The following is a 22,851-nucleotide window of genomic DNA, read 5'->3' as shown; positions in this document are numbered from 1 at the left end:
AACCTGTAGTTAAAAGAAAGGTCGCTTATTTGCGACCTTTCTATTTATATTTACTGCGAATGTTCTTGCTTCAGTCCCGGGCTCTTAATATAAATCCTTTTAAATACAAACCTTCCGGATAAGGCATGCTGACCGGATGATCCGGTGCCTGGAACAGACGCTCTATGATATGCATATCACGACCTGCATCCAGGGCTCCGTCTGCGACGACTTTCTGAAACAGCTCAGTGCTGAGCAGGCCAGAACAGGAGAAAGTTAAGAGTATGCCTTCAGGAGCCAGGAGTTCTGCGGCAAGGCGGTTGATATCCTTATAACCACGACAGGCACGGGTCAGGCTGGCTTTAGAGTCAACAAATTTAGGCGGATCCAGCACTATGACGTCAAAGCGTCGCTCTTGTTGCTGATATTCTCTTAATAACTTAAAGACATCGCCCTGAGTGTGTTCGACGGGTGTCTGTAACTCATTAAGCTCTAAATTCTGCTGCGCGATATCCAGCGCGGACTGAGACATATCTATATTGGTCACAGCACTGGCGCCAGCCGAGGCTGCGTAGAGACCAAAACCACCAGTATAGCTAAAGCAGTTCAACACGCTTTTGTCCTGGCAGTATTTTTTAATTGATTGCCGGGCGTCTCTTTGATCCAGGTAGTAGCCGGTTTTATGACCCTTCTGGATATCGACCCAAAGCTTGAGCCCGTTTTCTTCAATGATCAGGGGCTCAGGTTGTTGATTGCCGTGCAGCAGTCCTGTGACTGGCTCCAGTCCTTCTTTTTTACGTACATCAACATCTGAGCGCTCATAAATACTAAAATCAGGGTAGAGGGCTTTCAGGGCGTTCAGAATGCTGCCGCGCTGAACATCGGCACCTGCAGATAAAAGCTGGCAGACGATCCAGTTGGCATAGATATCAATGGTGACACCGGGCAGGCCGTCAGATTCACCAGCAATCAGCCGATAAGCTGTGGTCGCAGCCGGTATCAGCGCTGTACGCAGGGCTTTAGCGCGTTCTATGCGGCGCAGGAAAAAAGCATCATCGATGTCTTCCGCGGCGTCGAAGCTCCACACCCGTGCGCATATCTGCGAATGCGGCGAATAGGCGGCGCGACCCAGGAAGTCGCCTTTTTGATCAACCAGTTCTACGGTATCGCCGAGTCCGGGTTTGCCTTTGATTTTATGCACGGCTCCGGTAAATACCCAGGGATGGCGCCGGCGCAGGGCTTTTTCTTTGCCCTGCTTGATAATCAGTTGACCGGCCATTAACTGACCCGCATGCCAGGTTCAGCACCATCGTGCGGATTCATGATAAAGATGTTTTTACCACCGGGACCTGCGGCCAGCACCATGCCTTCTGACAGACCAAAACGCATTTTACGCGGGGCCAGGTTGGCAACCATGACTGTGAGTTGTCCAATTAAGGCTTCGGGTTCGTAGGCTGATTTGACACCGGCAAAAACCTGACGGCTCTCGCCACCCAGATCTAAAGTTAGCTTGAGCAGTTTGTCTGCGCCTTCAACATGTTCGGCGTTGACTATTTTAACTACTCGTAAATCCACTTTAGCGAAGTCGTCAAACTGAATTTCAGGGCTTACCGGATCTTCAGACAGATACGGATTTACCGTTTCAGCAGGGGCTGCCGCGGCCGCCATTTTGTCTTTTGAGTCTTCAATCATGGCTTCAACTTTTTCCATAGGCACCCGCTGTAGCAGGGCTTTAAATTTATTGATTTTATGACCGGTCAGCACCTGTTGAGCACTGTCCCAGGTAAAACGATCATTTAAAAAGGTTTCAGCCTGTTGGGCCAGTTCGGGCACTACCGGCTTTAAATAGACCATCAGACAGCGGAACAGGTGGATGCCCATAGAGCAGATATCATGCACGTCCTGTTGTTTGTTCTCGTCTTTGATCAACTGCCAGGGCTCTTTGATGGCTATGTATTCATTGGCTTTGTCGGCCAGCGCCATGATTTCACGCATAGCTCTGGAGAATTCGCGTTTTTCGTACATGTCAGCCAGTCGATCGGCGGCGTCTTGAAACTGCGCCAGCAACTCAGGCTCTGAAACCGTGTCGGATAATTGAGCATCAAACTTTTTACTGATAAAGCCGGCACAACGACTGGCGATATTGACCACTTTACCAACCAGGTCAGAGTTTACCCGTTGTGCAAAGTCAGTCAGGTTCAGGTCCAGATCGTCAATGCGGCTGCTGAGCTTGGCTGCAAAATAATAGCGCAGGTATTCCGGGTTCAGATGATCCAGATAGGTACGCGCCTGAATAAAGGTACCTTTAGATTTTGACATCTTAGTACCGTTCACCGTAATAAAACCGTGTGCCCAGACGTTCGTTGGCTGGCGGAACTGAGCGCCTTTGAGCATGGCCGGCCAGAACAGGCTATGGAAATAAATAATGTCTTTACCAATAAAATGATAGACCTCAGCTTTGCTGTCTTCCTGCCAGTAATCATCAAAGTTAAGGTTACTCTTCGCGCAATAGGCTTTAAAACTGCTCATGTAGCCTATGGGGGCATCCAGCCAGACGTAGAAATATTTGCCCGGTGCGTCAGGGATTTCAAAACCAAAGTAGGGGGCATCGCGACTGATATCCCATTGCTGCAGGCCTTGTTCAAACCATTCATTCAGTTTGTTGGCCATTTCTTCCTGTAAGGAGCCTGAACGGGTCCATTTTTGCAGCATGTCGCCGAAAGCTGGCAGGTCAAAGAAATAGTGCTCGGATTCGCGAATGACAGGCGTTGCGCCTGATATGGCGGAGCGTGGGTTTTTTAAATCGGTTGGTGCATAGGCCGCACCGCAGACATCGCAGTTATCGCCATACTGATCTTCAGCGCCACAGTCCGGACATTCGCCTTTTACAAAACGATCCGGTAAGAACATTTCCCGTTCAGGATCAAATAACTGTTCAATGGTGCGTGTTGTAATATGCCCATTGTCCCGCAGGCGCGTATAAATCAGGCTGGCGAGTTCCTGGTTTTCTTCGCTATGGGTTGAATGGTAATGATCAAAACTGACCCCGAAATCGGAAAAATCGGCCTGATGCTCCTGGCTCATTTGCGCTATCATGGCTTCAGGTGTAATGCCTAGTTGTTGAGATTTAAGCATGATAGGTGTGCCATGCGCGTCATCTGCGCATACAAAGTGAGCGTCATGGCCGCACATTTTCTGAAAACGTACCCAGATATCAGCCTGAATGTAACCTAGCATATGGCCAATATGGATAGGGCCGTTGGCATAGGGAAGGGCGCTGGTAACCAGAATTTGTCGTTTGTTATCTGCCATGCTGATCGCTCATCTTTTGTCAGGTGAAGTGGGTAGTCTGTTCGGCGGCCACTTTAAATATCGGGAAACAGCCCCAAAATGGCCTGCTGTAAGGCCGCTATAGTATCGAAAACTGTACGCTTTTTCATTAAATGATTGAAGCCTGAAGCCAGTTAAAGTTTGTCACTAGGAATGAACTCATGACAGAGCCATTAAAAAACCATTGCGCTACTTTACGTAGCGATATTTTCACTCAGGGCTTATTAGCTGAATGGCTGGATATCAAAGGCCCGCAGATTAGCCTGAAACTGCCGTTTGCGGCTAAAACCGAAGCCGAACGACTGATTAAGAGCGACCCTTTGCTGCAGGGTTATCGTTGGGATGTTCAGGTAGCCGTTGAGAGCATGGCGCACAGCAAAGGTGCCGGTCAGCCGATTGCCGCCCGTAATGTGATCGCTGTGGCGTCGGGCAAGGGCGGCGTCGGCAAGTCCTCGGTGTGCGTAAACCTGGCTTTGGCATTAAGTCGTGCCGGTGCCAAGGTGGGCATTCTGGATGCGGATGTGTATGGTCCATCGCTGCCCACTATGTTGGGTAACAGAGACGCTAAGCTGACGTTTACGCCGAATCGTAAAATGCTGCCGTTGCAGCGGTATGGATTGCAGGTCAATTCGCTGGGGTACCTGGTGGATGCAGAAGACGCCACTGTGTGGCGCGGTCCTATGGCCAGTGGTGCTCTGGAGCAGCTGTATAACGATACACAGTGGCAGGATCTGGATTATCTGTTAATTGATATGCCGCCAGGGACCGGGGATATTCAGCTGACCCTGGCACAAAAATTACCTTTAACTGGCGCTGTCGTGGTGACTACGCCACAAACTGTAGCCCTGGCCGATGCGCAAAAAGGCATCGCTATGTTCCGTAAGGTCGACGTGCCTTTACTGGGCATTATCGAGAATATGAGTTACTTCCAGTGCGGTGAATGCGGTCATCAGGACCCAGTTTTTGGGCAGCAGGGCGGCGCCGATGTAGCGCGCAAACATAGCGTGCCGTTGTTGGGTCAGTGGCCGCTGTTAACTGAGCTGCGCCAGAGTATGGATGATGGCACACCGCTGGTGTACGATAAGCCGAATCACAGTTACAGTGACCTTATTATGCAGTCTGCGCAGCAAATGGCAGGCAATTTGTACGAGTTTTTGGGCCCAGAGCCTGCACAGGAGTGAAAGTTTCATGCGTTTAACCGATGCTCAGATCGAGCGAGAATTAGCGGCCGGCACTATAGCCATTGAACCCGCGCCTGAAACCCGCAATATCAGCGGTGTCACTGTGGATATTCATCTGGGTCATGAGTTTAGGGTATTGCAGGACCATGCGGCGCCTTATATAGATATCAGTGGTCCGCGGGATGAAATCAATAAAGCCATAGATCGCATTACCGGCGATGAAATTGTACTCAGCGAGCAGGAACAGTTTTTTATTCACCCAGGTGAATTCGCTATCGCGGTGACCCAAGAGTCATTGACCTTACCTGCAGATATGGTGGGCTGGCTGGATGGCCGTTCTTCCTTGGCGCGTTTAGGTCTTATGGTGCATGTTACGGCGCACCGGATTGATCCAGGCTGGTCCGGGCAAATCGTATTGGAGCTATACAACAGTGGTAAATTACCACTGGCGTTACGTCCTTTGATGAAAATAGGTGCGCTGAGCTTTGAGACTTTGAGCGAACCTTGCGCACGTCCATACAGCGCTCGTACCGATGCTAAATATCGCGATCAGCGTGGCGCAGTAGCTAGTCGAATAAGCGCTGACGGCTCTTAATTTAGCGGTGCTGATGGTTCTGAGTTTAAGCTAGTACAGACAAAAAAAGGGAGCGCAGATTTAATACTGCGCTCCCTTTTTCTATTAAGCTTTTTAATCAAGGATGTTTATCGAACCAGTCAATAATACGGTTCAGACGTTCCACCAGGTTGATAGGGGTTCCAGAGCGGCTTAAACCATGGCCTTCGCCCTGAAAAACCACCAGTTCAGTCTCGACGTCATTGGCTTTCAACGCATAAAACCATTCTTCACCCTGGCCTATAGGGGTAATATGATCATCAGTGCTATGGATAATCAGAGTAGGGGTGGTTACCTGGTCTGCGTATTTGAGTGGTGACCGATCCCAGTAATAATCAAAGTTTTCCCAGATAGTGCCGCCAAACTCGACCCGCATAGAGGCCGGTGGAAATGCCTGAGTGCCGGCTTCTGAGAGCCAGTTACTGACGCTGCGCTGAGTAACGGCTGCACGAAAACGATCGCTTTGTGTGGTTATCCAGTTGGTCAGAAAACCGCCGTGACTGCCGCCGGTGATATAAAGGCGTTCCGTATCCAGCCAGGGGTATTGCTCCAGTGCTGTTTCTAAAGCGAGCATGTTGTCGCGATAGTCAGCGCCGCCATAATCCAGTCGCACTTGCTGCGCAAAATCATGACCAAAACCTGAGCTACCACGGTAGTTGACGAAGACCACAGCGTAACCGCGGGCAGCCATCAGTTGCATTTCCTGCATCCACTGGTGCCCCCACATGCCGCCGGGACCGCCTTTAATATTTAAAATAAGCGGATACTGCTGACCCTCTTCAAATTGCGTAGGCGGCAGAAAATAGGCCTGAGCCGCATGGCCATCGCTATCCTGCACAGTGAAAGTCTGGTAGCGCTCTAAGCTGAGCTGATCTTGCAATGACTGGTTAAAATCAGTCAGCGGCAGATAGTCACCGGATTGAAAGGCATAGAGTTCGGGTAGTTTGGCTTCATGATGGCGGCTCAGCACTATCTGTTCAGCGCTCTGACTGACATTCATATCATGCAGACTGTAGCCATAATCGCTGAGCCTGCTAATCTCGCCGTCGCCTGGATCTAATTGATGCAAAGTGTGGCTGCCCTGGTTGTCGGCGGTGAAATAGAGCATGCCATTGGCAACCTGCAGGTTATTGGGCGCAAGGTCCATGGCGCCCTTAATTAACTCACTTTGATTTTGCTGCAGGTTATAACGGTACAAATCAGGTGCTGCATAGGGCTCTGCACGATGGATAAAGACCAGACTGTCGTCGGACAACCACAAGGGCTGGCTGTTATGACCATCAGGGGTATTGAGTTGCTGTTGTTCGCCCTGTGGATCAATGATGAACAGAGATTGGCTGAAAGCGCCCTCAAAAGCGTCCGGGTGGCGATTGGAACTGAAGGCTATGTGGGTACCCTGAGGCGAGAAACTGGGTTCCCCTTCGTTAAACCCTGACTCCAGGGTCAGAGGAACTAACTTTTGCTCATCCAGTTGATAACGCCACAGGCTGGTCAGGCTCTCATCCCGATAGCGGCCCTGAGTTTTATATACAGCATGGCGGGCTACCTGTACGTCGGCTTTGTCGTCGCTGTCTTCTTTCTCAGTCAAAGGGTCTTCGATATCGGGTTGCAGACTGATGCTGACTAACAGACTGTCGCCATCTGTTGCCCACTTGTAGTCAACCAGGCTGCCTTGTTTGAGTTGTAACAGGGACTGGCTTTCGCCGCCGGCGACTCTTATTTTATACAGGGCACTGCCATTATCGCGGTTACTGATAAAAGTTAAGTAACGGCCATCTGGTGACCAGGCAGCAGCACGATCGGAATCGCCCCAGGTAAACTGGCGTGCGGAGAGCGCGCTGCTGGTATCTGCCAGCCACAGGTTGGAGTGCCGGCTTCTTTGATTCTCCGAAATATGGGTGCGTACAAAAATCACCTGTTCACCCGAGGGCGACACAAGCGGGCTGTGGCTGTCGACAGTTTGATAATAATCTTCTGCCGTGATGGCTCTTTGCCCGGCGGCGGAAGCGCTAACAATACTGGCTGCCAGCAGGCAGCCGTATAAACCAGAAAATGCAATTTTTGTCATCTTAACGTACCGGGGTAGCGTGGGCTGTGCCACGGAAGATGGCATTCATCAACAGGATATTCATGCCATCCATGTAGGCGCGGAAATTAGGCTCTTGAGTGAAACTAATGACCATGCCACGGCCCTGGGGTTGCACCATCAGTAATGGCTTGTAGGCAATTTGCTGACGATTCTCTTCCCAGATAAAACCACTGGCCAGCACTTCATCATCGGCAGCAAAAGAAACTACGTTACGTCCGTTCTGGATGGTGAGCGGCGTATAGATATCGCGCCCTACATAGATGCTATTGACCGTTTCAGGGACGCCAGCACTTAACCAGTGTTCCTGATCGACATTAGCTTTGGCCAGAATGCCAGATACCCAGTCTGGATCCGCATTGGCATCCTGAATGCGATGATTGTAAACTTCCTCGCTTTCAATCAGTTGCCCGGGTACGGGGCTATCTTCGGGCTGTTCGCTAACACCTTCTGGCAGCACTCGTTTTTCCAGCGCTGAACTGAGCAAAGGGTTGTCGCCGTCGATTACAAAGCGGGTAGCGTTGCCTAAGGTCACCAGTACGCCACCGCGTTGCACCCAGTTACGTAGATTTTCTGTGCCTGCTTCACCCAGTGCCTGTTCGTAGTTGCCGCGCGCAGAGGCGGGTAACAAGAGTACCTGGTACTGGCTCAGATCCGCGTTGCGCAATTGTGCAGGCCGAATAGCGGTTACCGGGTAATTGGCTTCACGTTCAATGATGAAGCGGGTACTACCAGCGCTTAATGGATTGGCAGGTTCGTCCCACAACATAGCTATTTGGGGTTTGTGCATGGTTTTCATATTAACTGAACCGACATTGGGGCCGTCTTTTACCCAGCTGCTGTCCAGTCCCTGAACCTGAGCTCCGGAGTCGCGGGCCAGCTGAGCAACCATATTGGTTAGATCATCCGGATTACCGGCCCGGGTGATTACCAGACTGCCTGCCGGATACTGATTGTCATTGTCGTCGGTGAAGGCCAGGTCGGAACTGCGCAGGTGCAGGTCCAGTTGCAGTGCGGCTGTTAAGAAACGAACCGCGTTCATATCGCCCCAGGGCACTACGTAACCGAACTCAGCATCTGGCTTATCGACACTACCTTCCGCGATTCGCTCAGGGGCGATATTGGTGGTGGCAACCCGAGGGGCACGGTTGCAGGGACTAACATCCAGGTTAAACATTAAGGGCAGGGACCAGGCAGTGACATCGTAAATCTGGTCCGGTAAATTGTTGGCGCGCAAACGGTGTTGTTCCTCGAGGAAGTCTTCATCCATGGGTACATGATCGTCCAGCAGGGTGCGAATTAAGTGATAACTGGGCTGTGCCGCATTGATGATATAAGCACCTTCATTATAATCCTGGCCACAGGCGCGGAAACTGTCATTAGCACGCTGCACTTCGATGCCTTGTTCTGAGAGAATAGCGGCTAGCTTCTGATGGCCGGCAGCATCGCGGTCACCGGCTAAAATATAGCTACGCACATCGCCGCGACTGCCTTGTTCAATGGCATTTTTGCGATAATCGTAAAAACGCTGTTGCAGTTCGTCACCCCGTTCAGAGGCCGTTTCAATGGTGGCCATGAAAGCGACGAAGTTTTGTTGAATACCGTCCGCATAGGTCAGGATGTCGCCATCCCGGGTGCGAAAGTGATGGCCGCGGGCAGAGCCCATCTCATAAGTCATGGAAATGCTGCCATGATAAATCGGCCAGCTGGCACCGTAGCCTGGATAAAAGGCATCAAAAATTTCGCGGGTGAAATAATCATAACCAAAAGTATCAAACCAGGCAGCATTATTGCGTCCGACCCATTCCAGCGTTTCGCGCTGAGGTTCGGTAATGTGTGGATTGTAAGGGTGAGCTTCGGGAGTGAAGTAATAACTGAGATCGCCGCCCATTTCATGAGAGTCGACAAAGATCAAAGGAAAGCTTTCTAAAAGAGCCGCAACACGCCCGCGAGTCTCGGGTTGGGTCAATGCCAGCCAATCACGATTCATATCAAACAGGTAGTGATTGGTACGGCCATTGGGCCAGGGTTCATTGTGTTCAGCTGATAAACGGTCGGCTGAGGGTTCCAGGCCGACAGTGGCATAATAACGACTGACAAAGCGTTCACGTCCGTCCGGGTTTTGCAGAGGATCCAGATAAATTATCGTGTTATCCAGGATATCCTGGGTTTTTTGACTGCGATCAGCTAACAGGTGATAAGTAGTCGCCATGGAAGCCTCAGCCGGGCTGATTTCATTGCCATGCACACTACTGGCTATCCATACCGAAGATGGAGTTTGCGTTAATAGATCGCTTGCGTCGCTCTCACTCAGTGTTCGGGGATCCGCCAATTGCCTCATATTGCTTTCAATGCTGTCTAAGCGCGCCAAGTTGTCGGCACTGGAAATGACCGCATAATACAGAGGGCGGCCTTGCCAGGTTTCTCCATAGGAAACCAGCTTTATCCTGTCTGGATGCTGACGAGCCAGTTCCTGATAATACTCATGAATAGCGGCCGGGCTGGATACCCGGCTGCCTAAAGGGTAACCCAGTACCTGTTCGACAGTGGCGACTTCAGGAGTGTGGTCACTGCCTGGAAATACGGGTACTGAAGATCCCAGCACACTGGTTGAGGTAAAGGTGGTCGCGATGGCAGCGGCGGCTGCTAATAAACGAAATTGAGTCATGATATGTCCTTGTTGCAACTATTTATTTTTATGATTATGCGGCTCCGCAACGAAGGAGCGCTGTGGCTCGCTCCAGAGCGTCCAGTAAACTGGCTCGTTGGTGTCGGTGCGGTGTTCCTTCTTCTGCTTCAACGCCGCCAATAACAGGTACAGACAGCTGAGGGTATTCTTGATTGCTGATGATCAGGTCAATAAGTTCAACACCCAGCTGTTGACGCATCCATTGCAGACGTTGCGGCAATGCGACCCGACCGGCTGGGCCAAGCTCAGGGATCAGGTTATCAATAAAAATAACCTTTGCCGGGCTTTCTACGATAGCCCGCGTGATTTCGCCGACTAACAGCGGCGGCATGATCGAAGTCATAAAGCTACCAGGACCAATAATAATGACATCGCTGCGCAGGATATGGCGAAGAGCTTCAGGTGTAGCCTGCACCTGGGGGGAAAGCTGCAGACGTACGGGCATATTAGGCAGATCGTCGATGCTTATTTCGCCATGACAGTCGAAATTTTCTTGGGTGGCAGCTACAAGGTCTGTGGGTGACTCTGACATGGGGAGCACGCGACTGTCTACTTTTAGCAGACGGCTCAGTAATTGAATACCGTCAATCGGGCGGGCACTTAGCTCGTCCAGAGTATATAACAGTAAATTACCCAGATTGTGCCCCTGCAGGGTGGACCCTTCCTGAAAGCGGAAGTTAAGCACATCCGCGGCGAGAGGCTGGTTAGCCAGCTGTGACATACAGTTTCTGATATCGCCCCAGGCAATGCACTGATGAGCCTGGCGCAACAGACCTGTTGCGCCACCATTATCGGTTGTTGCCACTACGCCAATAAGACGGTGCCTTAAAAAAGCCAGGGTTGACATTAAACGCCCCAGACCATGTCCGCCGCCTATTGCGGTGATTTTACGAAGATGTTGAATTTGCATGCTGCTATTGTACGTATTTTACAGTAACTCGCCACTACTTACTGGCATAGCCGGAAGTCATAAAATTTGGCATTATAGTCCTTTAATTATGAGTGTAGACAGGTGACCAGGTGTCAAAACAACGGCTTGGCGGAGGGTGGGTTCGCGCTCTGTACAGTGTATTACTGTCGTTAGCTTTACCTTTTATTTACGGCTATTTATGGTGGCATGGGCGCAAAAACCCGCGATACCGCCAACGCTGGAGCGAACGGGGCGCCTGGCATAAAATAGATCCCAACAGAAAAGGGTCTCTGGTTATTCATTGTGTCTCGGTAGGCGAACTGATGGCTGCGCGACCTTTGCTGGAGGCTTTATTAGCGGTTTATCCAAGGCTGAAGATAACTATTACCTGCACCACTCCCACGGGCTCAGAACTGATCCAGCAACTTTACGCAAATAAGGTTTACCACTGCTATCTGCCATTTGATACGCCACTGGCTGTACGACGGTTTCTCTGGCGCCTGCAGCCAAAAGCTATTCTTATTCTGGAGACAGAGGTGTGGCCAAATCTTGTGGCGCAGTCGGCTCAGGCGGGTATTCCTGTGGCTTTAATCAATGCTCGTATGTCAGAGCGCTCCGCGAGAGGATATCAAAAAGTCGATCTGTTAATGCGTCCTGTGTGGCGGCAGCTGGCGCTGGTGGCAACGCAGAATGAAAGTAGTTCTGAGCGCCTGCGGGCGCTTGGCGTTAGCGGAGAAGCGTTGCAAACAACTGGCAACCTTAAGTTCGATGTGAATGTGAGCGCCGAGCTTAAAATTCAGGTGACTGAATTCAAAAGCTGGCTGCGAGGACGACAGGTTATTACTGTAGGTAGTACGCATGAAGGTGAGGAAGCCATAATACTGCAGGCATTTAGCGATATTCTGAAAGCTCGTCCGGATACTTTGTTAATTTTGGTGCCCCGTCACCGGGAGCGTTTTAATCAAGTGGCTGCGCTTGTTAAAGAAAACGGACTACGTATGGTCCGTCGTAGCGAAGGGCTCCCGGTAACGCCGGAAACGCAGGTATTGCTGGCTGACAGCATGGGAGAAATGATGCTTTGGTATGGTGTGGCTACGATCGCGACTGTGGGAGGGAGCCTGATTGAAAGAGGGGGACACAACCCGCTGGAGCCGATGGCTTTCGGTCTGCCAATAGTATCCGGAAGACATGTATTTAACTTTGCCGATGTATATCAGCAGATGGATGCGCGGCAGGCCGTTCGTTGGGTGGATGATAAAGAATCTCTGCACGACACCTGGCTGGGCTTATTAACTGAGTCGCAGACTGCGGAACGTATCGGCGCACAGGCCCAACAATTGTTTGCTCGTCATCGTGGCGCTACTGAACGCACTGTCTCAGCGGTTTCGCAATTAATGTTTGCCAGCAATGAGGCGGAAAATGACAAAACCAGAGGTTAATGTGCCAGCAATTAATGGAAAAAATAATTGGTCGGTATGGTACGACGACGAAGTGATGGAGGCACCTTCAGTTGAACATTTTAAACCTTCGTTCTGGAACGCTCGCGATGCTATGACTGGCAGCGCAGGGGGGCGGCGTTTAGCCTATTTTATCGAAGATAATGCTGAGCTGGCCAGAGCTGAAGCTTTGCATATGGTTTTACGTCATTATTATCGCGGTGGGCTGATCGCTAAACTTAACGAAGATCTCTTTGTCGGGTGGCAAGTTGCCAGAAGCCGCGCCATGCAGGAGTTCTCGTTACTTGCCGATATGTATCAGGCCGGGTTGCCGGTGCCTAAGCCCTATGCCGCGCTGTTTAGTCAACATGGTTTATTTTACCGAAGTGATATACTGATCGAACGCTTGCCTTGCGACTCTGACCTGTACACCGCGCTCCAAAAGCAACCTCTTAGCTCTTCGCAGTGGCAGCAGTTAGGGAAGATAATTGCTCAGTTTCATCAGGCTGGTATTTATCATTCCGATTTAAACTGTCATAACATTTTAATTCGCCAGCAAGGGGCTCATACTGACTTCTGGATTATAGACTTTGACAAGTGCAAACAGCGTTCTCAAGGTAAGTGGCAGGATGAAAATTTAGCGCGTTTATTACGCTCTTTAAACAAAGAGAAACAGCGGCATACCAGTTTTCAGTTTAGTTTGCAGGACTGGCGCCACCTAATGGATGGATATCATGAAATTGCGTCTTAGCTTAACCTTTTTTGTACTTATCACGCTCAGTGTCAGTTGTGCTCCTTCAGATTCTCCTTTAGCCGAAGAAACTAAACAGCAGAACCTGGAACAGCACCCGTTATGCCTGGTAAGTGAGTCCAGGCGTCATCACATTGAGGCTGAGTATGCCGTGACTGGCGAGCAACGAGCTATCGGATTAATGAACCGGGAAAATCTGGAAACGGACAGTGGTATGCTGTTTTACTATCCGACAAGTGAACGGCGCAGCTTCTGGATGTTCCAAACTCTGATACCGTTAGACATTGCTTTTATTGCCAGTGATGGTGAAATCCTGCAAGTCTTTACCATGCAACCCTGTGATAGTGATGAACCGCGCCTTTGCGTCAGTTATCCATCGAGGCAGGCATTTCGAACGGCCCTGGAGATGAACGCGGGATACTTTAATGAAACAGGCTTTGGTCCGGGTGACTATCTGCTGGATAGCGATTGCGAGCGGGTGGCATGGGAAAACTGGAATGGGCTAGCGCGTTAAAAAAGGAGAGTTAATATGGCTGCGTTATTTAAAGTATTAGTTACCTTTATGCTGTTATTGCTTATAAGTGCATGCGCAACCTCTTTACCTGTAGAAGGAAGTGGCAGCCAGAACCTGGCGAATTATGGCTCAGAAGAGGTTGAGCAAGTTCTTATCAGAGGGCAGACCACCTATCACGATGTACAGCAACATTTTGGGCAGCCAAACTCAGTTTCGGAAAGTGGTCGGGCTATGTACTGGAATTATGTATATCGTTTTCAGGACCCTGGCCAAGGCATTAGTGGCATGAAGTCTTTGACTATTGTCATGGATGGCCGTGGTGTCGTCACCGATTTCGATTTTCAGGATAATAGCTACCCTCTTGAGTAACAGTGGAGAATACCTTGCCTTATAGTATTGAACTGTTAGGGGCTTTAGCCCTGATCACCAACTTTATAGGTTATCGACAAAATACCGTGAACCGCTATCGTCTGGTGTCGGCGATTGCCCTTGCATTTTTAAGCTGGCATTTTTTTTTGTTGGGTGCGATGGCGGCAGGCATAGGTCTGGCACTGGGAGCTATCCGTAATATTGTTGCACTGCGCTATCGTCAACGGGGAATTCTGTACTTATTTGTTCTTCTTAATATTCTTTTCTGTTTGTGGGAATGGTTTATTCTGGGCAATAGTGCCTTGCTATTTATTGCCTATGTATCCTCGCTTATTTTTACTGTGGGTTCGATAGTCTTAGAAAGTGCAGTCAGTATTCGTCGCTGGTTTGTGCTGGCCGAGCTACTTGGTCTTGTTTATGCGGTTTTGGTTGGAAGTGTCTTTGGTGTGCTTTTCAATATTAGTAATTTGAGTAGTATATTTATTAAACTGCACAGTGACGCAAAACAAAATAAAGCGGTGCAAAGTGCGAAAAAATTATAGTTGAGTGAACAACATCCGATATAGACTATAGGTTGATATTTTATATAGTTCTATTGGGGGATTTTATTTTGACACTTAAACCAAAGATTTATGCCAGTGCCTTAACTATCGCATTAGCTACCGCGACCTCTGTTAGTTACGCAGATAACCGCACTCAAGCTATGGGGGGAGCGGGGGTAGCTAATGGTAAATATACTCAGGCCGCAAGTCTCAATCCGGCATTAGTTGCAAATTATATGCAACGGGACAATTTTGGGCTGGTTCTTCCAGCCGTTTTTATTGAGCTTGCTGATTCAGATGAACTGGTAGATTCTATTGATAATTTCCAGGATTCATATGACCGTTTGGAGCGTCTGTTAGAGCAAGCTGAACAAGGACAGCCGGTCAATGAAGCTGAAGTTCAGCAGGCACGGCAGCAGCTGGCTCAGGATTTTGCCGATAGCGAAGGACGCTTAAACGCGGATTTGAACCTTCAGGCTTCGCTATCTATACCTAATCGTTTTCTTGCTACCTCAATATATTTCAATGCCGATGCAAACATTTTTGGCGGCAGCAGCATTGCCTCAAACGACCTGGATACTATTCTTGATGCGCAGACTCCTGGCGATTTGGATAACCTGGATTCGGAGGGTTATATCGTGGGTTACGTGACCGCTGATCTGGGCTTAGCGATGGCGCGCAATTTCACCATCGCGGGACGCGAAGTGGCTATAGGGGTCGCTCCTAAGTTGCAGCAGATGGAAAGCATAGCCTATATTGCTCAACTTGATAACTTCGATGACGACGATTTTGATGCGGGTGAATACCGTACCTCGAGCGATGCTTTTAATCTGGATTTGGGAATGTCGATAGCGCTTTCTGAGCGCACCAGTCTGGGCTTTACCGTGCGTGATCTGTTTAAACATGAAGTGTCATCGGTGCCATTATTTTCACGGCAAGCGGAAGAACCGGTTTTACTTAGTTACGAACGGGCGCCTAAGCTAACTGCAGGTGTAGGTTATAATACAGAACGCATGGCCTTTAGTGCAGACTTAGACTTGAATGCGCAAAACTACCTCGGTCTTAATCAGGAAAGTCAGCTCTTGCTGTTTCGTGAACATCTGCAGGTTCAGTTTGCCCGTGCAGGCTTTGAGTTGGATCTGGCTCGTTGGGTGCAGTTCCGGGCAGGTTATCGGCATGACCTGAAAGGTACTTATGATGATGCGGTAACCGCAGGTTTAGGGTTTTCTCCTTTTGGAAGAGTACACATTAATGTCTCGGCGCTATATGCGGGAGAAAATAATATGGGCGCTGGCGCTCAGTTAGCTTTCACTTTCTAAGTGCATTGATTCTGAATAAAAAAAGCCAGGCTTCGTCTGGCTTTTTTGTGCGCGTTATTCTATTTAAGGCTGTTTACCGCAGCCAGCGGCAGCATTATCGCGTCCGCCGTAGACACCATCTGCAGGCGACGTAGACTACATATAGTCTTACAATCAAAATTATAAATTACATTTAGCAAGGGGAACAACATATGAAACGAATTTCAATACTTGCGCTGAGCGTTGCTATGGGTCTGGGTATTACTGCCTGCAGTGACACTTATGAAACACAGCATGAGGTGCCACAGGATCAGGAACAACAACAGACGGTTTCAACTGAATACGGGGAACTGACCTCAGGTGTTGAGCTGGATAATATGGATACCAGTGTTGAGCCGCAGGAAAATTTCTTTCGTTATATTAATGGTCAGTGGTTGGAACGTACTGAAATACCATCTGACCGGGCGCGCTGGGGTAGTTTTGATGAGCTGCGTGAGATGGCAGAGCAACATGTACTAGAAATTGTTCAGGAGTTTGCTGAACAAGGTGGGGAGAAAGATACAGACGGCCAGAAAATAGGCGATCTTTATTTATCTTTCATGGATGAAGAACGTATTGACGGACTGGGCTTAAGTCCACTTGCAGAAGACTTCGAGCGTATAGATGCATTGTCTGAACATGCGGATCTGGCTAATTACTGGGGCGAGCAGCAACGTGTTCGTGCGGGTACTCCAGTGAGTCTTTTTGTGGGTCAGGATCAAATGCAGTCGGACCAGTATATTGCTGGCTTAAGTCAATCGGGGCTGGGATTACCGGACCGTGATTATTATCTGGGCGATGATGAGAGTTCGCAACAATTGCGAGAGCAGTATGCAGAGTTTATTGAAACACTGTGGAACGAAGCTGGCTGGGATGACGGCAAAGGCGCTGCGGAACGCATTCTGGCATTAGAGACAAAACTAGCCGAAGTGCAATGGTCGCGGATAGAGAATCGCGATCGTCAGGCTACTTATAATAAAATGACGGTAGCTGAATTAAATCAGGAAGCACCGGGTTTCGACTGGCAACAATTGCTACAGGCTGCTGATTTAGATATTGATGAACTAGTAGTACGCCAGCCTACTTATTTTACCTCTTTTGCTCAGGTTCAGTCTGATATTGAAATGAGCGACTGGAAGCAATACCTGCGCTTTCATACCTTGCGTCAAAGCGCTAATCTGCTAAGCAGCAACTTTTCGGATATTCATTTCGACTTCTATGGCCGTGTACTACAAGGTTTGGAAGAGCCTCGTGAGCGTGAAAAGCAGGCTGTTGAAACGGTGGAACGTGCGTTGGGCTTCATGGTAGGCAAAGAATATGTAGAGCGTCATTATCAGGAAGATTCTGCAGAACGTATGCAAGAAATGATTGATAACCTGATGATTGCTTTTGAACAGGCTATTAATGATCTTGAGTGGATGACTGATGAAACCAAGGAAGAAGCGCAGGCTAAACTAGCGACTTTCCGCGCCAAAATTGGTTATCCGGATGTCTGGCGCGATTATGATTGCCTGAGCATCGAAGCTGATGATCTGGTTGGCAACATGCGTCGTTCCTCAACTTGTGAATATGATCGCATGATAGGTCGCCTGGGGCAGGAAGTAGATGAAGAAGAATGGGGCATGACGCCACAGACTGTGAATGCCTATTACCGTTCTACGATGAATGAAATTGTATTCCCGGCCGCGATTTTGCAACCCCCATTCTTCGATGTGAATGCAGATGATGCTGTTAATTACGGAGCTATTGGTGGTGTTATTGGGCATGAAATCACTCATGGTTTTGACGATCAGGGACGTCGCTCAGATGGAGAAGGCAACCTGCGTGACTGGTGGAGTGCTCAGGATGAAGAGCAATTTACTGCGCGAGCGCAGATGATGATCGATCAGTACAGTGATTTTAACCCTATTGATGATCTGTATTTGCAAGGTGCATTGGGTCTGGGTGAGAATATTGCTGACCTTGGTGGTTTGACAGTGTCTTACCGTGCTTATCAAACCTCATTGGAGGGGGGGGAAGCCCCGGTAATTGATGGTATGACCGGTGAGCAGCGATTCTTTGCCGGCTGGGGGCAGATATGGCGCATAAAATTCCGCGATGAAGCCTTACGCCGCCAGGTTGTACAGGGCCCTCATTCACCAGGTAAATATCGGGTGCTTGGCGTGTTATCAAACATGCCTGAATTTTATGAGGCCTATGATGTTGAGCCGGGCGATGGAATGTATCGAGATGAAGAAGTCCGAGTGAAAATCTGGTAATACTGTAGTAATGCAAAACGCCGGCTTTTGGCCGGCGTTTTTTATTCAGAAAGACTTTTCTAACCCGATTTATGCTGGTTTAAAGCGTATACCGCCCAGATAGCGGCCGGCGCCCATCCGATAAGAGTAAGTTGTAATATCAGACAGAAAATAGCGGCAAAAGGACGACCAATAAAGAAAAAGGACAACCAGGGAACCAGTAACGCAATAACAATTCGCATATAAAACTCCTGTACTAAAAACATAAATAAGTGTAGTGCATGCTTAGAAGGAGGGCAGTTTGAATCAACAATTTGTTATAGATTTACGCAGTGATACGGTAACTCGCCCGGTGCAGGCAATGCGCGAAGCTATGGCGAACGCGCCAGTGGGTGATGATGTATTCGCTGAAGATCCTAGTATCAATGCGCTGGAGGACCGGGTAGCCAGACTACTGGGAAAAGAAGCCTCCTTACTTTGCAGTAGTGGCACCCAAAGTAATCTGCTGGGGATCCTAAGCCATTGTCAGCGAGGGGAAGAGTATATTGTCGGTGAGCAGTACCATACTTACAAGTATGAAGCAGGTGGTGCGGCGGTATTGGGAGGAGTTGTTCCTCAGACTTTGCCTGTTGAAGCTGACGGTAGCCTGAGTCTGGAGCGACTTGAGCAAGCAGTTAAAGTAGACGATCCACACTTTCCTATTAGCCGTCTGATTGCGCTGGAGAATACCCATCTGGGTAAAGTGGTAGAGCAGGACTTTATGCTGCAGGCGCGGGCGCTGGCAGACAAACACCAGCTGCAGTTACATCTTGATGGAGCACGCCTGTTTAATGCCAGTGTGGCGACTAAAACACCACTGGCTACCCTGGCTGAACCTTTTGATTCTGTTTCGGTATGCATGTCAAAAGGCCTGGGTGCACCAGTAGGTTCGTTGTTATGTGGTGATAAACAGCTAATAAAAAGAGCTCGTCGCTGGCGTAAGATGCTTGGTGGCGGTATGCGCCAGGCCGGTGTATTGGCTGCTGCTATTGATTATGCGTTAAGTCATCAGGTACAGCGGCTCGCTGACGATCATGAGCATGCGCAGCAGCTCGCTGGCGGCTTGCAAAAGCTATCAGGAATTCAGGTAGAGGCGGCGCAGACTAATATGGTCTATGTTAATTTTGCCAGTGAACAACAAGCTAAGGCGGTATCGACTTACTTGCGTGAACGGGATATCTGGGTGCCGCCTCAACGCAGTATGCGCCTGGTTACACATCTGGACATTAAGGCAGCTTCTATTGAACGTATTTTAACTACTTTTGCAGCGGCTCTTAAATAGCTGACTAGTAGTATACTGGAGCAAACTGAATCCTGTGTTAAGGTTAAAGCATATAAAATAACAACAGGTTAACCACTATGTCGGGTTCGGAGAGAGCTGGGTGTCTGACTATTGATGACAGCCAGCGACCCAGTACTATAAAGCTGAGTGGACACTGGGTTATTGATTATTACGCCCAGTTGCAACAGGCTTTGCATAAGCTTCCGGAGGGCCAGGATTATACGCTGGATATTTCTGCAGTAGAGAAGCTGGATACTGCAGGTGTTCACCTGTTGCACCAGGCCTTTGGTGAGCAGCAGCTGCGCTTACTGGCGGCAGATGATAGTCCGTTGGACGTGGCCCAGAAGCGCCTTTTACAGGTAGTCGTTGACGCTAGCGATAAAGGGCCAACCATTACACCTAAGCAATATGGTGATATTAGCGAGATCCTGCAGCGAATTGGTAAGGTCAGTGCTGATATCTGGCATCAGCAAATAGCCATACTAGGTTTTATCGGTGTCACACTACAAAGCCTTGCAGCAACCTGCTGGCGTCCTTCGCGCTGGCGTAAAACCGCACTGGTTGCTCACCTTGAATATACTGGTTTAAATGCAGTGCCTATAGTTGCCTTACTAACTTTCCTGGTGGGTGCTGTGGTGGCTTTTCTTGGTGCTACTGTACTGGAGCAGTTCGGGGCTGGTATTTATACGGTTAATCTGATTGGTTTTTCTTTTTTGCGTGAGTTTGGTGTATTGCTCGCCGCTATTCTACTGGCGGGACGCACAGCCAGTGCCTTTACTGCTCAGTTAGGCTCGATGAAAGCCAACGAAGAAATCGATGCGATACGGAGTCTGGGACTGAGTCCCATTGAGTTACTAGTGTTGCCTCGGGTATTGGCGATGATGATAAGCCTGCCGGTATTAACTTTTATTGGCATGTTATCTGGTATTGCCGGGGGCATGGTAGTTTGCATGCTGGCGCTGGATATTTCACCGGCTTTGTTTATGCACATTTTTTCTCGTGACATTGAAGTTTCTCATTTTTGGGTGGGCATGATAAAAGCGCCGGTGTTTGCTTTTATCATTGCTATTATTGGTTGTCTGGAAGGCTTTAAAGTAAGTGGCAGTGCGCAATCAGTCGGTGAGCACACAACTTCAAGCGTTGTGCAGTCTATTTTCATGGTGATTCTGCTGGATGCATTATTTGCTCTGTTCTTTATGGAGATAGGATGGTGACACAGCCGATTATAAAAGTTCGCGGTCTGAATAATAGATTCGGCGATTTGCAGGTGCATGAGAAGCTTGAGCTCGATGTAATGCAAGGGGAGGTACTTTGTGTTGTAGGTGGTTCTGGTTCTGGTAAATCAGTGTTAATGCGCAGTATTTTGGGGCTGCATCGACCTGATAGCGGGCGCATTGAAGTGCTTGATAAAGATGTTCTTAACCTGCCGGATAATGAGCGACAGCTGATAGAGCGAAAATTTGGTGTTTTATTCCAGAAAGGAGCTTTATTTTCATCGCTTAGCGTACGTGAAAATATTGCTTTGCCGATGCGTGAACACGCCGGATTGAGTAAACAGGAAGCAGACGAATTAGCCTCTATGAAACTGGCTTTAGTAGGCTTAGATGACAGCGTAGGTGAACAGTCGCCTCAGCAGTTGTCGGGAGGCATGATCAAACGGGTAGCGCTGGCCCGGGCATTGGCTTTAGACCCTGAAATTTTGTTTCTGGATGAACCTACTGCAGGCCTAGACCCAATTGGAGCCGGTGCTTTTGATCATCTATTAAAAACCTTACAGCAGGCACTGGGTTTAACGGTATTTTTGGTAACCCATGATCTGGATACTATCTTTACGGTTAGTGACAGAGTCGCGGTACTGGCGCAAAAGAAAGTTCTGGTAGCGGACCGGCTGGAACGGGTTGCTGCTTATGACGACGAGTGGATTCAATCATATTTTCATGGTCCGCGGGGCAGAGCCCTTATACAGACTAAAAATGAGGGACAATAATATGGAAACCAGAGCGCACCACGTGATGATAGGTTTGTTCATGCTGATAGCCAGCCTGGCATTGGTTGTTTTTGTGTTGTGGCTGAGCAAGGCAACTATGGACCGCGACTTTGTTTATTATGACGTGATTTTTCAGGATGAAGTCAGTGGACTATCACCGGGCAGTGCAGTCGAATACAGTGGTATCAACGTTGGCGATGTGGTCAATATGAAACTTGACCCTGATGACCCGCGTGTTGTTCAGGTGCGTATTCGGGTTGCATCCGGTACGCCGATAAAAGAAGACACTGGTGCTCGTCTCGGGCTGGCTAATATAACAGGTAGCGCCATTATTCGTTTATACGGTGGCTCGCCAGAGAGCCCCATTTTAACTAGCAGTGGGGATCGTCCGCCAGTCATAGTAGCGGAACGTTCAGCATTGAATAACCTGCTTGCTAACAGCGAGGAGTTAATTGGCGGTGTAAATGACTTCGTGGAAAATATAAACAGCCTGTTTTCGGAGGATAACACTGAATTAGTTGTTGATATTTTAAGCAATGTGGAGCAGGTCACGGGCATGCTGGCAGAACAGCAGGACGAGTTAGCTGCTACTTTACAGGCTTTTAGAACCACCATGGAGCAATCTGAAAGAACCTTACAAGAGTTCAGTTTGTTTACTCAGCAAGGAAGGGAATTTATGCAGGAACAGGGACCAGCATTATTCACTTCGGCTAATAATGCTTTGCAGGCGCTGGATGATAGCAGTCAGCGCTTTGCCCGTTTACTGGATGAAAATGAAGCTGCTCTGGACAGCGGTTTACAAGGATTACATGAGTTTGGGCCAGCTGTTTATGAACTACGCAGAACTTTGGCTGCATTAAATCGTATTACTCGTCGGTTTGAAGAAGATCCGGGTAGTTTATTGTTGCAACGAGAAGAGGTTAAGGAGTTTAACCCATGAAAATAACAGCAGCAGCGACCTTATTAGCAGCCTGTTTTAGCATGCTACTTAGTGGATGCTCAATTCTGCCTGAGCCTGAACAACTGACTTTGTATGACTTGCCCGCGAGTCAGCAGGACCAGGGGCCAGGAGACGTTATTGATGTCAGGCTCAGGGTGACTCAGCCTGAAGCACTGGCGATGTTCGATACGTCAAGAATTAGTGTGCGACCGACGGATATTCAACATAGTTATTATGCGGGCGTGCGCTGGTCAGAGCGGGCTCCCGTGCTGGTGGAATACAGAATTAAGGATGCGTTCTGGGACTATGCTCAGATCGCGCATGTGAGCAGCGATAGCCAGCGCCTGCCAGTGGATTATATTCTGCTGAGTCAGCTGCGGGCTTTTCATAGTATCCCTAGAAGCAATCAGGTTCGCGTAGAAGTTGAATTAAGTCTGGTAACAGCCCATTCAAGAGAAATAGTGGCTAAAACCCGAATTTCAGCAGAGGACTCATTTTCTACTAATGACGTACCCACTGTAGTGGCTAGTTTTGGCCGGGCTATGGATGAGTTGAGTCTTAAGACAGTGCAATGGACACGGAGTGAACTAGGGCGCGAACAAAATTGAAAAAGCACCGGCATGGCAGGT

General features: G+C 49.0%; 20 protein-coding genes. 14 read left to right on the top strand and 6 right to left on the bottom strand.

The genetic code is table 11. The features are described from left to right. Positions 1 to 70: 70 nt before the first annotated feature. Both CWE09_RS03310 and metG read right to left on the bottom strand, forming a co-directional pair. The gene (locus tag CWE09_RS03310) at positions 71 to 1,258 is read right to left on the bottom strand and encodes a class I SAM-dependent rRNA methyltransferase (protein ID WP_126802590.1); all 1,188 of its coding nucleotides are present in this window, start codon (positions 1,256 to 1,258) and stop codon (positions 71 to 73) included. Continuing rightward, positions 1,258 to 3,291, bottom strand: a complete 2,034-nt coding sequence (metG, locus tag CWE09_RS03305) for a methionine--tRNA ligase (RefSeq protein WP_126802589.1) — start codon at positions 3,289 to 3,291, stop codon at positions 1,258 to 1,260. The genes CWE09_RS03310 and metG overlap by 1 nt, the downstream gene beginning before the upstream one ends. Positions 3,292 to 3,470: 179 nt before the next feature. Between metG and apbC the strand changes: the two genes are divergently transcribed. Then, positions 3,471 to 4,490: an iron-sulfur cluster carrier protein ApbC gene (apbC, locus tag CWE09_RS03300; RefSeq protein ID WP_126802588.1), complete on the top strand. Its 1,020-nt coding sequence runs from the start codon at positions 3,471 to 3,473 to the stop codon at positions 4,488 to 4,490. A 7-nt stretch (positions 4,491 to 4,497) separates the two neighbouring features. Further along, positions 4,498 to 5,085 (top strand): dCTP deaminase, encoded by a 588-nt coding sequence (gene dcd / locus CWE09_RS03295; protein WP_126802587.1) that lies wholly within the window; start codon positions 4,498 to 4,500, stop codon positions 5,083 to 5,085. A gap of 97 nt (positions 5,086 to 5,182) precedes the next feature. Here the strand turns inward: dcd and CWE09_RS03290 are convergent, their stop codons facing one another. Genes CWE09_RS03290 through CWE09_RS03280 form a run of 3 tightly spaced genes read right to left on the bottom strand, consistent with a single transcriptional unit; the run spans position 5,183 to position 10,788 of the window. Continuing rightward, the gene (locus CWE09_RS03290; RefSeq protein ID WP_198679584.1) at positions 5,183 to 7,171 is read right to left on the bottom strand and encodes a S9 family peptidase; all 1,989 of its coding nucleotides are present in this window, start codon (positions 7,169 to 7,171) and stop codon (positions 5,183 to 5,185) included. Between the two features lies 1 nt (position 7,172). After that, a complete protein-coding gene (locus tag CWE09_RS03285) occupies positions 7,173 to 9,857 on the bottom strand; it encodes a M14 family metallopeptidase (RefSeq protein ID WP_126802585.1) in 2,685 nt (894 codons plus the stop codon). Between the two features lie 34 nt (positions 9,858 to 9,891). Further along, the gene (locus tag CWE09_RS03280; protein WP_126802584.1) at positions 9,892 to 10,788 is read right to left on the bottom strand and encodes a gluconeogenesis factor YvcK family protein; all 897 of its coding nucleotides are present in this window, start codon (positions 10,786 to 10,788) and stop codon (positions 9,892 to 9,894) included. Between the two features lie 110 nt (positions 10,789 to 10,898). Between CWE09_RS03280 and waaA the strand changes: the two genes are divergently transcribed. From waaA to CWE09_RS03245, 7 genes are all read left to right on the top strand, one after another. Next, positions 10,899 to 12,227 carry a lipid IV(A) 3-deoxy-D-manno-octulosonic acid transferase gene (waaA, locus tag CWE09_RS03275; protein WP_126802583.1) on the top strand — a complete coding sequence of 443 codons (1,329 nt, stop codon included), beginning with the start codon at positions 10,899 to 10,901 and terminating at the stop codon, positions 12,225 to 12,227. Then, the gene (locus tag CWE09_RS03270) at positions 12,208 to 12,975 is read left to right on the top strand and encodes a 3-deoxy-D-manno-octulosonic acid kinase (protein WP_157982799.1); all 768 of its coding nucleotides are present in this window, start codon (positions 12,208 to 12,210) and stop codon (positions 12,973 to 12,975) included. The genes waaA and CWE09_RS03270 overlap by 20 nt, the downstream gene beginning before the upstream one ends. After that, the gene (locus CWE09_RS03265; RefSeq protein ID WP_157982798.1) at positions 12,959 to 13,489 is read left to right on the top strand and encodes a DUF192 domain-containing protein; all 531 of its coding nucleotides are present in this window, start codon (positions 12,959 to 12,961) and stop codon (positions 13,487 to 13,489) included. The genes CWE09_RS03270 and CWE09_RS03265 overlap by 17 nt, the downstream gene beginning before the upstream one ends. 15 nt (positions 13,490 to 13,504) lie before the next feature. After that, positions 13,505 to 13,858: an outer membrane protein assembly factor BamE gene (locus CWE09_RS03260; protein ID WP_126802580.1), complete on the top strand. Its 354-nt coding sequence runs from the start codon at positions 13,505 to 13,507 to the stop codon at positions 13,856 to 13,858. Positions 13,859 to 13,872: 14 nt separating this feature from the next. Continuing rightward, a complete protein-coding gene (locus tag CWE09_RS03255; protein WP_126802579.1) occupies positions 13,873 to 14,400 on the top strand; it encodes a YgjV family protein in 528 nt (175 codons plus the stop codon). Positions 14,401 to 14,468: 68 nt separating this feature from the next. Further along, a complete protein-coding gene (locus CWE09_RS03250) occupies positions 14,469 to 15,719 on the top strand; it encodes a conjugal transfer protein TraF (RefSeq protein ID WP_126802578.1) in 1,251 nt (416 codons plus the stop codon). Between the two features lie 191 nt (positions 15,720 to 15,910). Continuing rightward, positions 15,911 to 17,995: a M13 family metallopeptidase gene (locus tag CWE09_RS03245; protein ID WP_126802577.1), complete on the top strand. Its 2,085-nt coding sequence runs from the start codon at positions 15,911 to 15,913 to the stop codon at positions 17,993 to 17,995. Between the two features lie 59 nt (positions 17,996 to 18,054). Here CWE09_RS03245 and CWE09_RS03240 read toward each other — a convergent pair whose 3' ends face one another. Continuing rightward, positions 18,055 to 18,216 (bottom strand): YqaE/Pmp3 family membrane protein, encoded by a 162-nt coding sequence (locus CWE09_RS03240; RefSeq protein WP_126802576.1) that lies wholly within the window; start codon positions 18,214 to 18,216, stop codon positions 18,055 to 18,057. A gap of 59 nt (positions 18,217 to 18,275) precedes the next feature. Here CWE09_RS03240 and ltaE point away from each other — a divergent pair, with 59 nt between their 5' ends. From ltaE to CWE09_RS03215, 5 genes are all read left to right on the top strand, one after another. Next, positions 18,276 to 19,295, top strand: a complete 1,020-nt coding sequence (gene ltaE / locus CWE09_RS03235) for a low-specificity L-threonine aldolase (protein WP_275541087.1) — start codon at positions 18,276 to 18,278, stop codon at positions 19,293 to 19,295. A 77-nt stretch (positions 19,296 to 19,372) separates the two neighbouring features. Next, on the top strand, positions 19,373 to 20,509 hold the full coding sequence (locus CWE09_RS03230) for an ABC transporter permease (protein ID WP_126802575.1): 1,137 nt from the start codon (positions 19,373 to 19,375) through the stop codon (positions 20,507 to 20,509). Continuing rightward, complete coding sequence (locus tag CWE09_RS03225; protein WP_126802574.1) at positions 20,503 to 21,282, top strand: ABC transporter ATP-binding protein; 780 nt, start codon at positions 20,503 to 20,505, stop codon at positions 21,280 to 21,282. The genes CWE09_RS03230 and CWE09_RS03225 overlap by 7 nt, the downstream gene beginning before the upstream one ends. A gap of 1 nt (position 21,283) precedes the next feature. Next, the gene (locus CWE09_RS03220; RefSeq protein WP_157982797.1) at positions 21,284 to 22,222 is read left to right on the top strand and encodes an MlaD family protein; all 939 of its coding nucleotides are present in this window, start codon (positions 21,284 to 21,286) and stop codon (positions 22,220 to 22,222) included. Continuing rightward, positions 22,219 to 22,830, top strand: coding sequence for an ABC-type transport auxiliary lipoprotein family protein (locus tag CWE09_RS03215; RefSeq protein ID WP_126802572.1), 612 nt, complete (start codon positions 22,219 to 22,221; stop codon positions 22,828 to 22,830). Before CWE09_RS03220 ends, CWE09_RS03215 begins: the two co-directional genes overlap by 4 nt. The last annotated feature ends 21 nt before the right edge of the window (positions 22,831 to 22,851 follow it).

This window comes from Aliidiomarina minuta, assembly GCF_003987145.1.
GTDB classification, from domain to species: Bacteria; Pseudomonadota; Gammaproteobacteria; order Enterobacterales; family Alteromonadaceae; genus Aliidiomarina; species Aliidiomarina minuta.
Note: the sequence above shows the minus strand (reverse complement) of the source record. Positions and strands in the feature narration are given on the sequence as shown.

Coding starts and splice junctions, on each gene's coding strand:
- CWE09_RS03290 (WP_198679584.1), bottom strand. CDS start 7,171: ATGACAAAAATTGCATTTTCTGGTTTATACGGCTGCCTGCTGGCAGCC.
- CWE09_RS03240 (WP_126802576.1), bottom strand. CDS start 18,216: ATGCGAATTGTTATTGCGTTACTGGTTCCCTGGTTGTCCTTTTTCTTT.
- CWE09_RS03260 (WP_126802580.1), top strand. CDS start 13,505: ATGGCTGCGTTATTTAAAGTATTAGTTACCTTTATGCTGTTATTGCTT.
- CWE09_RS03225 (WP_126802574.1), top strand. CDS start 20,503: ATGGTGACACAGCCGATTATAAAAGTTCGCGGTCTGAATAATAGATTC.
- CWE09_RS03270 (WP_157982799.1), top strand. CDS start 12,208: ATGACAAAACCAGAGGTTAATGTGCCAGCAATTAATGGAAAAAATAAT.
- CWE09_RS03285 (WP_126802585.1), bottom strand. CDS start 9,857: ATGACTCAATTTCGTTTATTAGCAGCCGCCGCTGCCATCGCGACCACC.
- CWE09_RS03245 (WP_126802577.1), top strand. CDS start 15,911: ATGAAACGAATTTCAATACTTGCGCTGAGCGTTGCTATGGGTCTGGGT.
- CWE09_RS03310 (WP_126802590.1), bottom strand. CDS start 1,258: ATGGCCGGTCAACTGATTATCAAGCAGGGCAAAGAAAAAGCCCTGCGC.
- metG (WP_126802589.1), bottom strand. CDS start 3,291: ATGGCAGATAACAAACGACAAATTCTGGTTACCAGCGCCCTTCCCTAT.
- apbC (WP_126802588.1), top strand. CDS start 3,471: ATGACAGAGCCATTAAAAAACCATTGCGCTACTTTACGTAGCGATATT.
- CWE09_RS03220 (WP_157982797.1), top strand. CDS start 21,284: ATGGAAACCAGAGCGCACCACGTGATGATAGGTTTGTTCATGCTGATA.
- CWE09_RS03230 (WP_126802575.1), top strand. CDS start 19,373: ATGTCGGGTTCGGAGAGAGCTGGGTGTCTGACTATTGATGACAGCCAG.
- CWE09_RS03215 (WP_126802572.1), top strand. CDS start 22,219: ATGAAAATAACAGCAGCAGCGACCTTATTAGCAGCCTGTTTTAGCATG.
- CWE09_RS03280 (WP_126802584.1), bottom strand. CDS start 10,788: ATGCAAATTCAACATCTTCGTAAAATCACCGCAATAGGCGGCGGACAT.
- dcd (WP_126802587.1), top strand. CDS start 4,498: ATGCGTTTAACCGATGCTCAGATCGAGCGAGAATTAGCGGCCGGCACT.
- CWE09_RS03265 (WP_157982798.1), top strand. CDS start 12,959: ATGAAATTGCGTCTTAGCTTAACCTTTTTTGTACTTATCACGCTCAGT.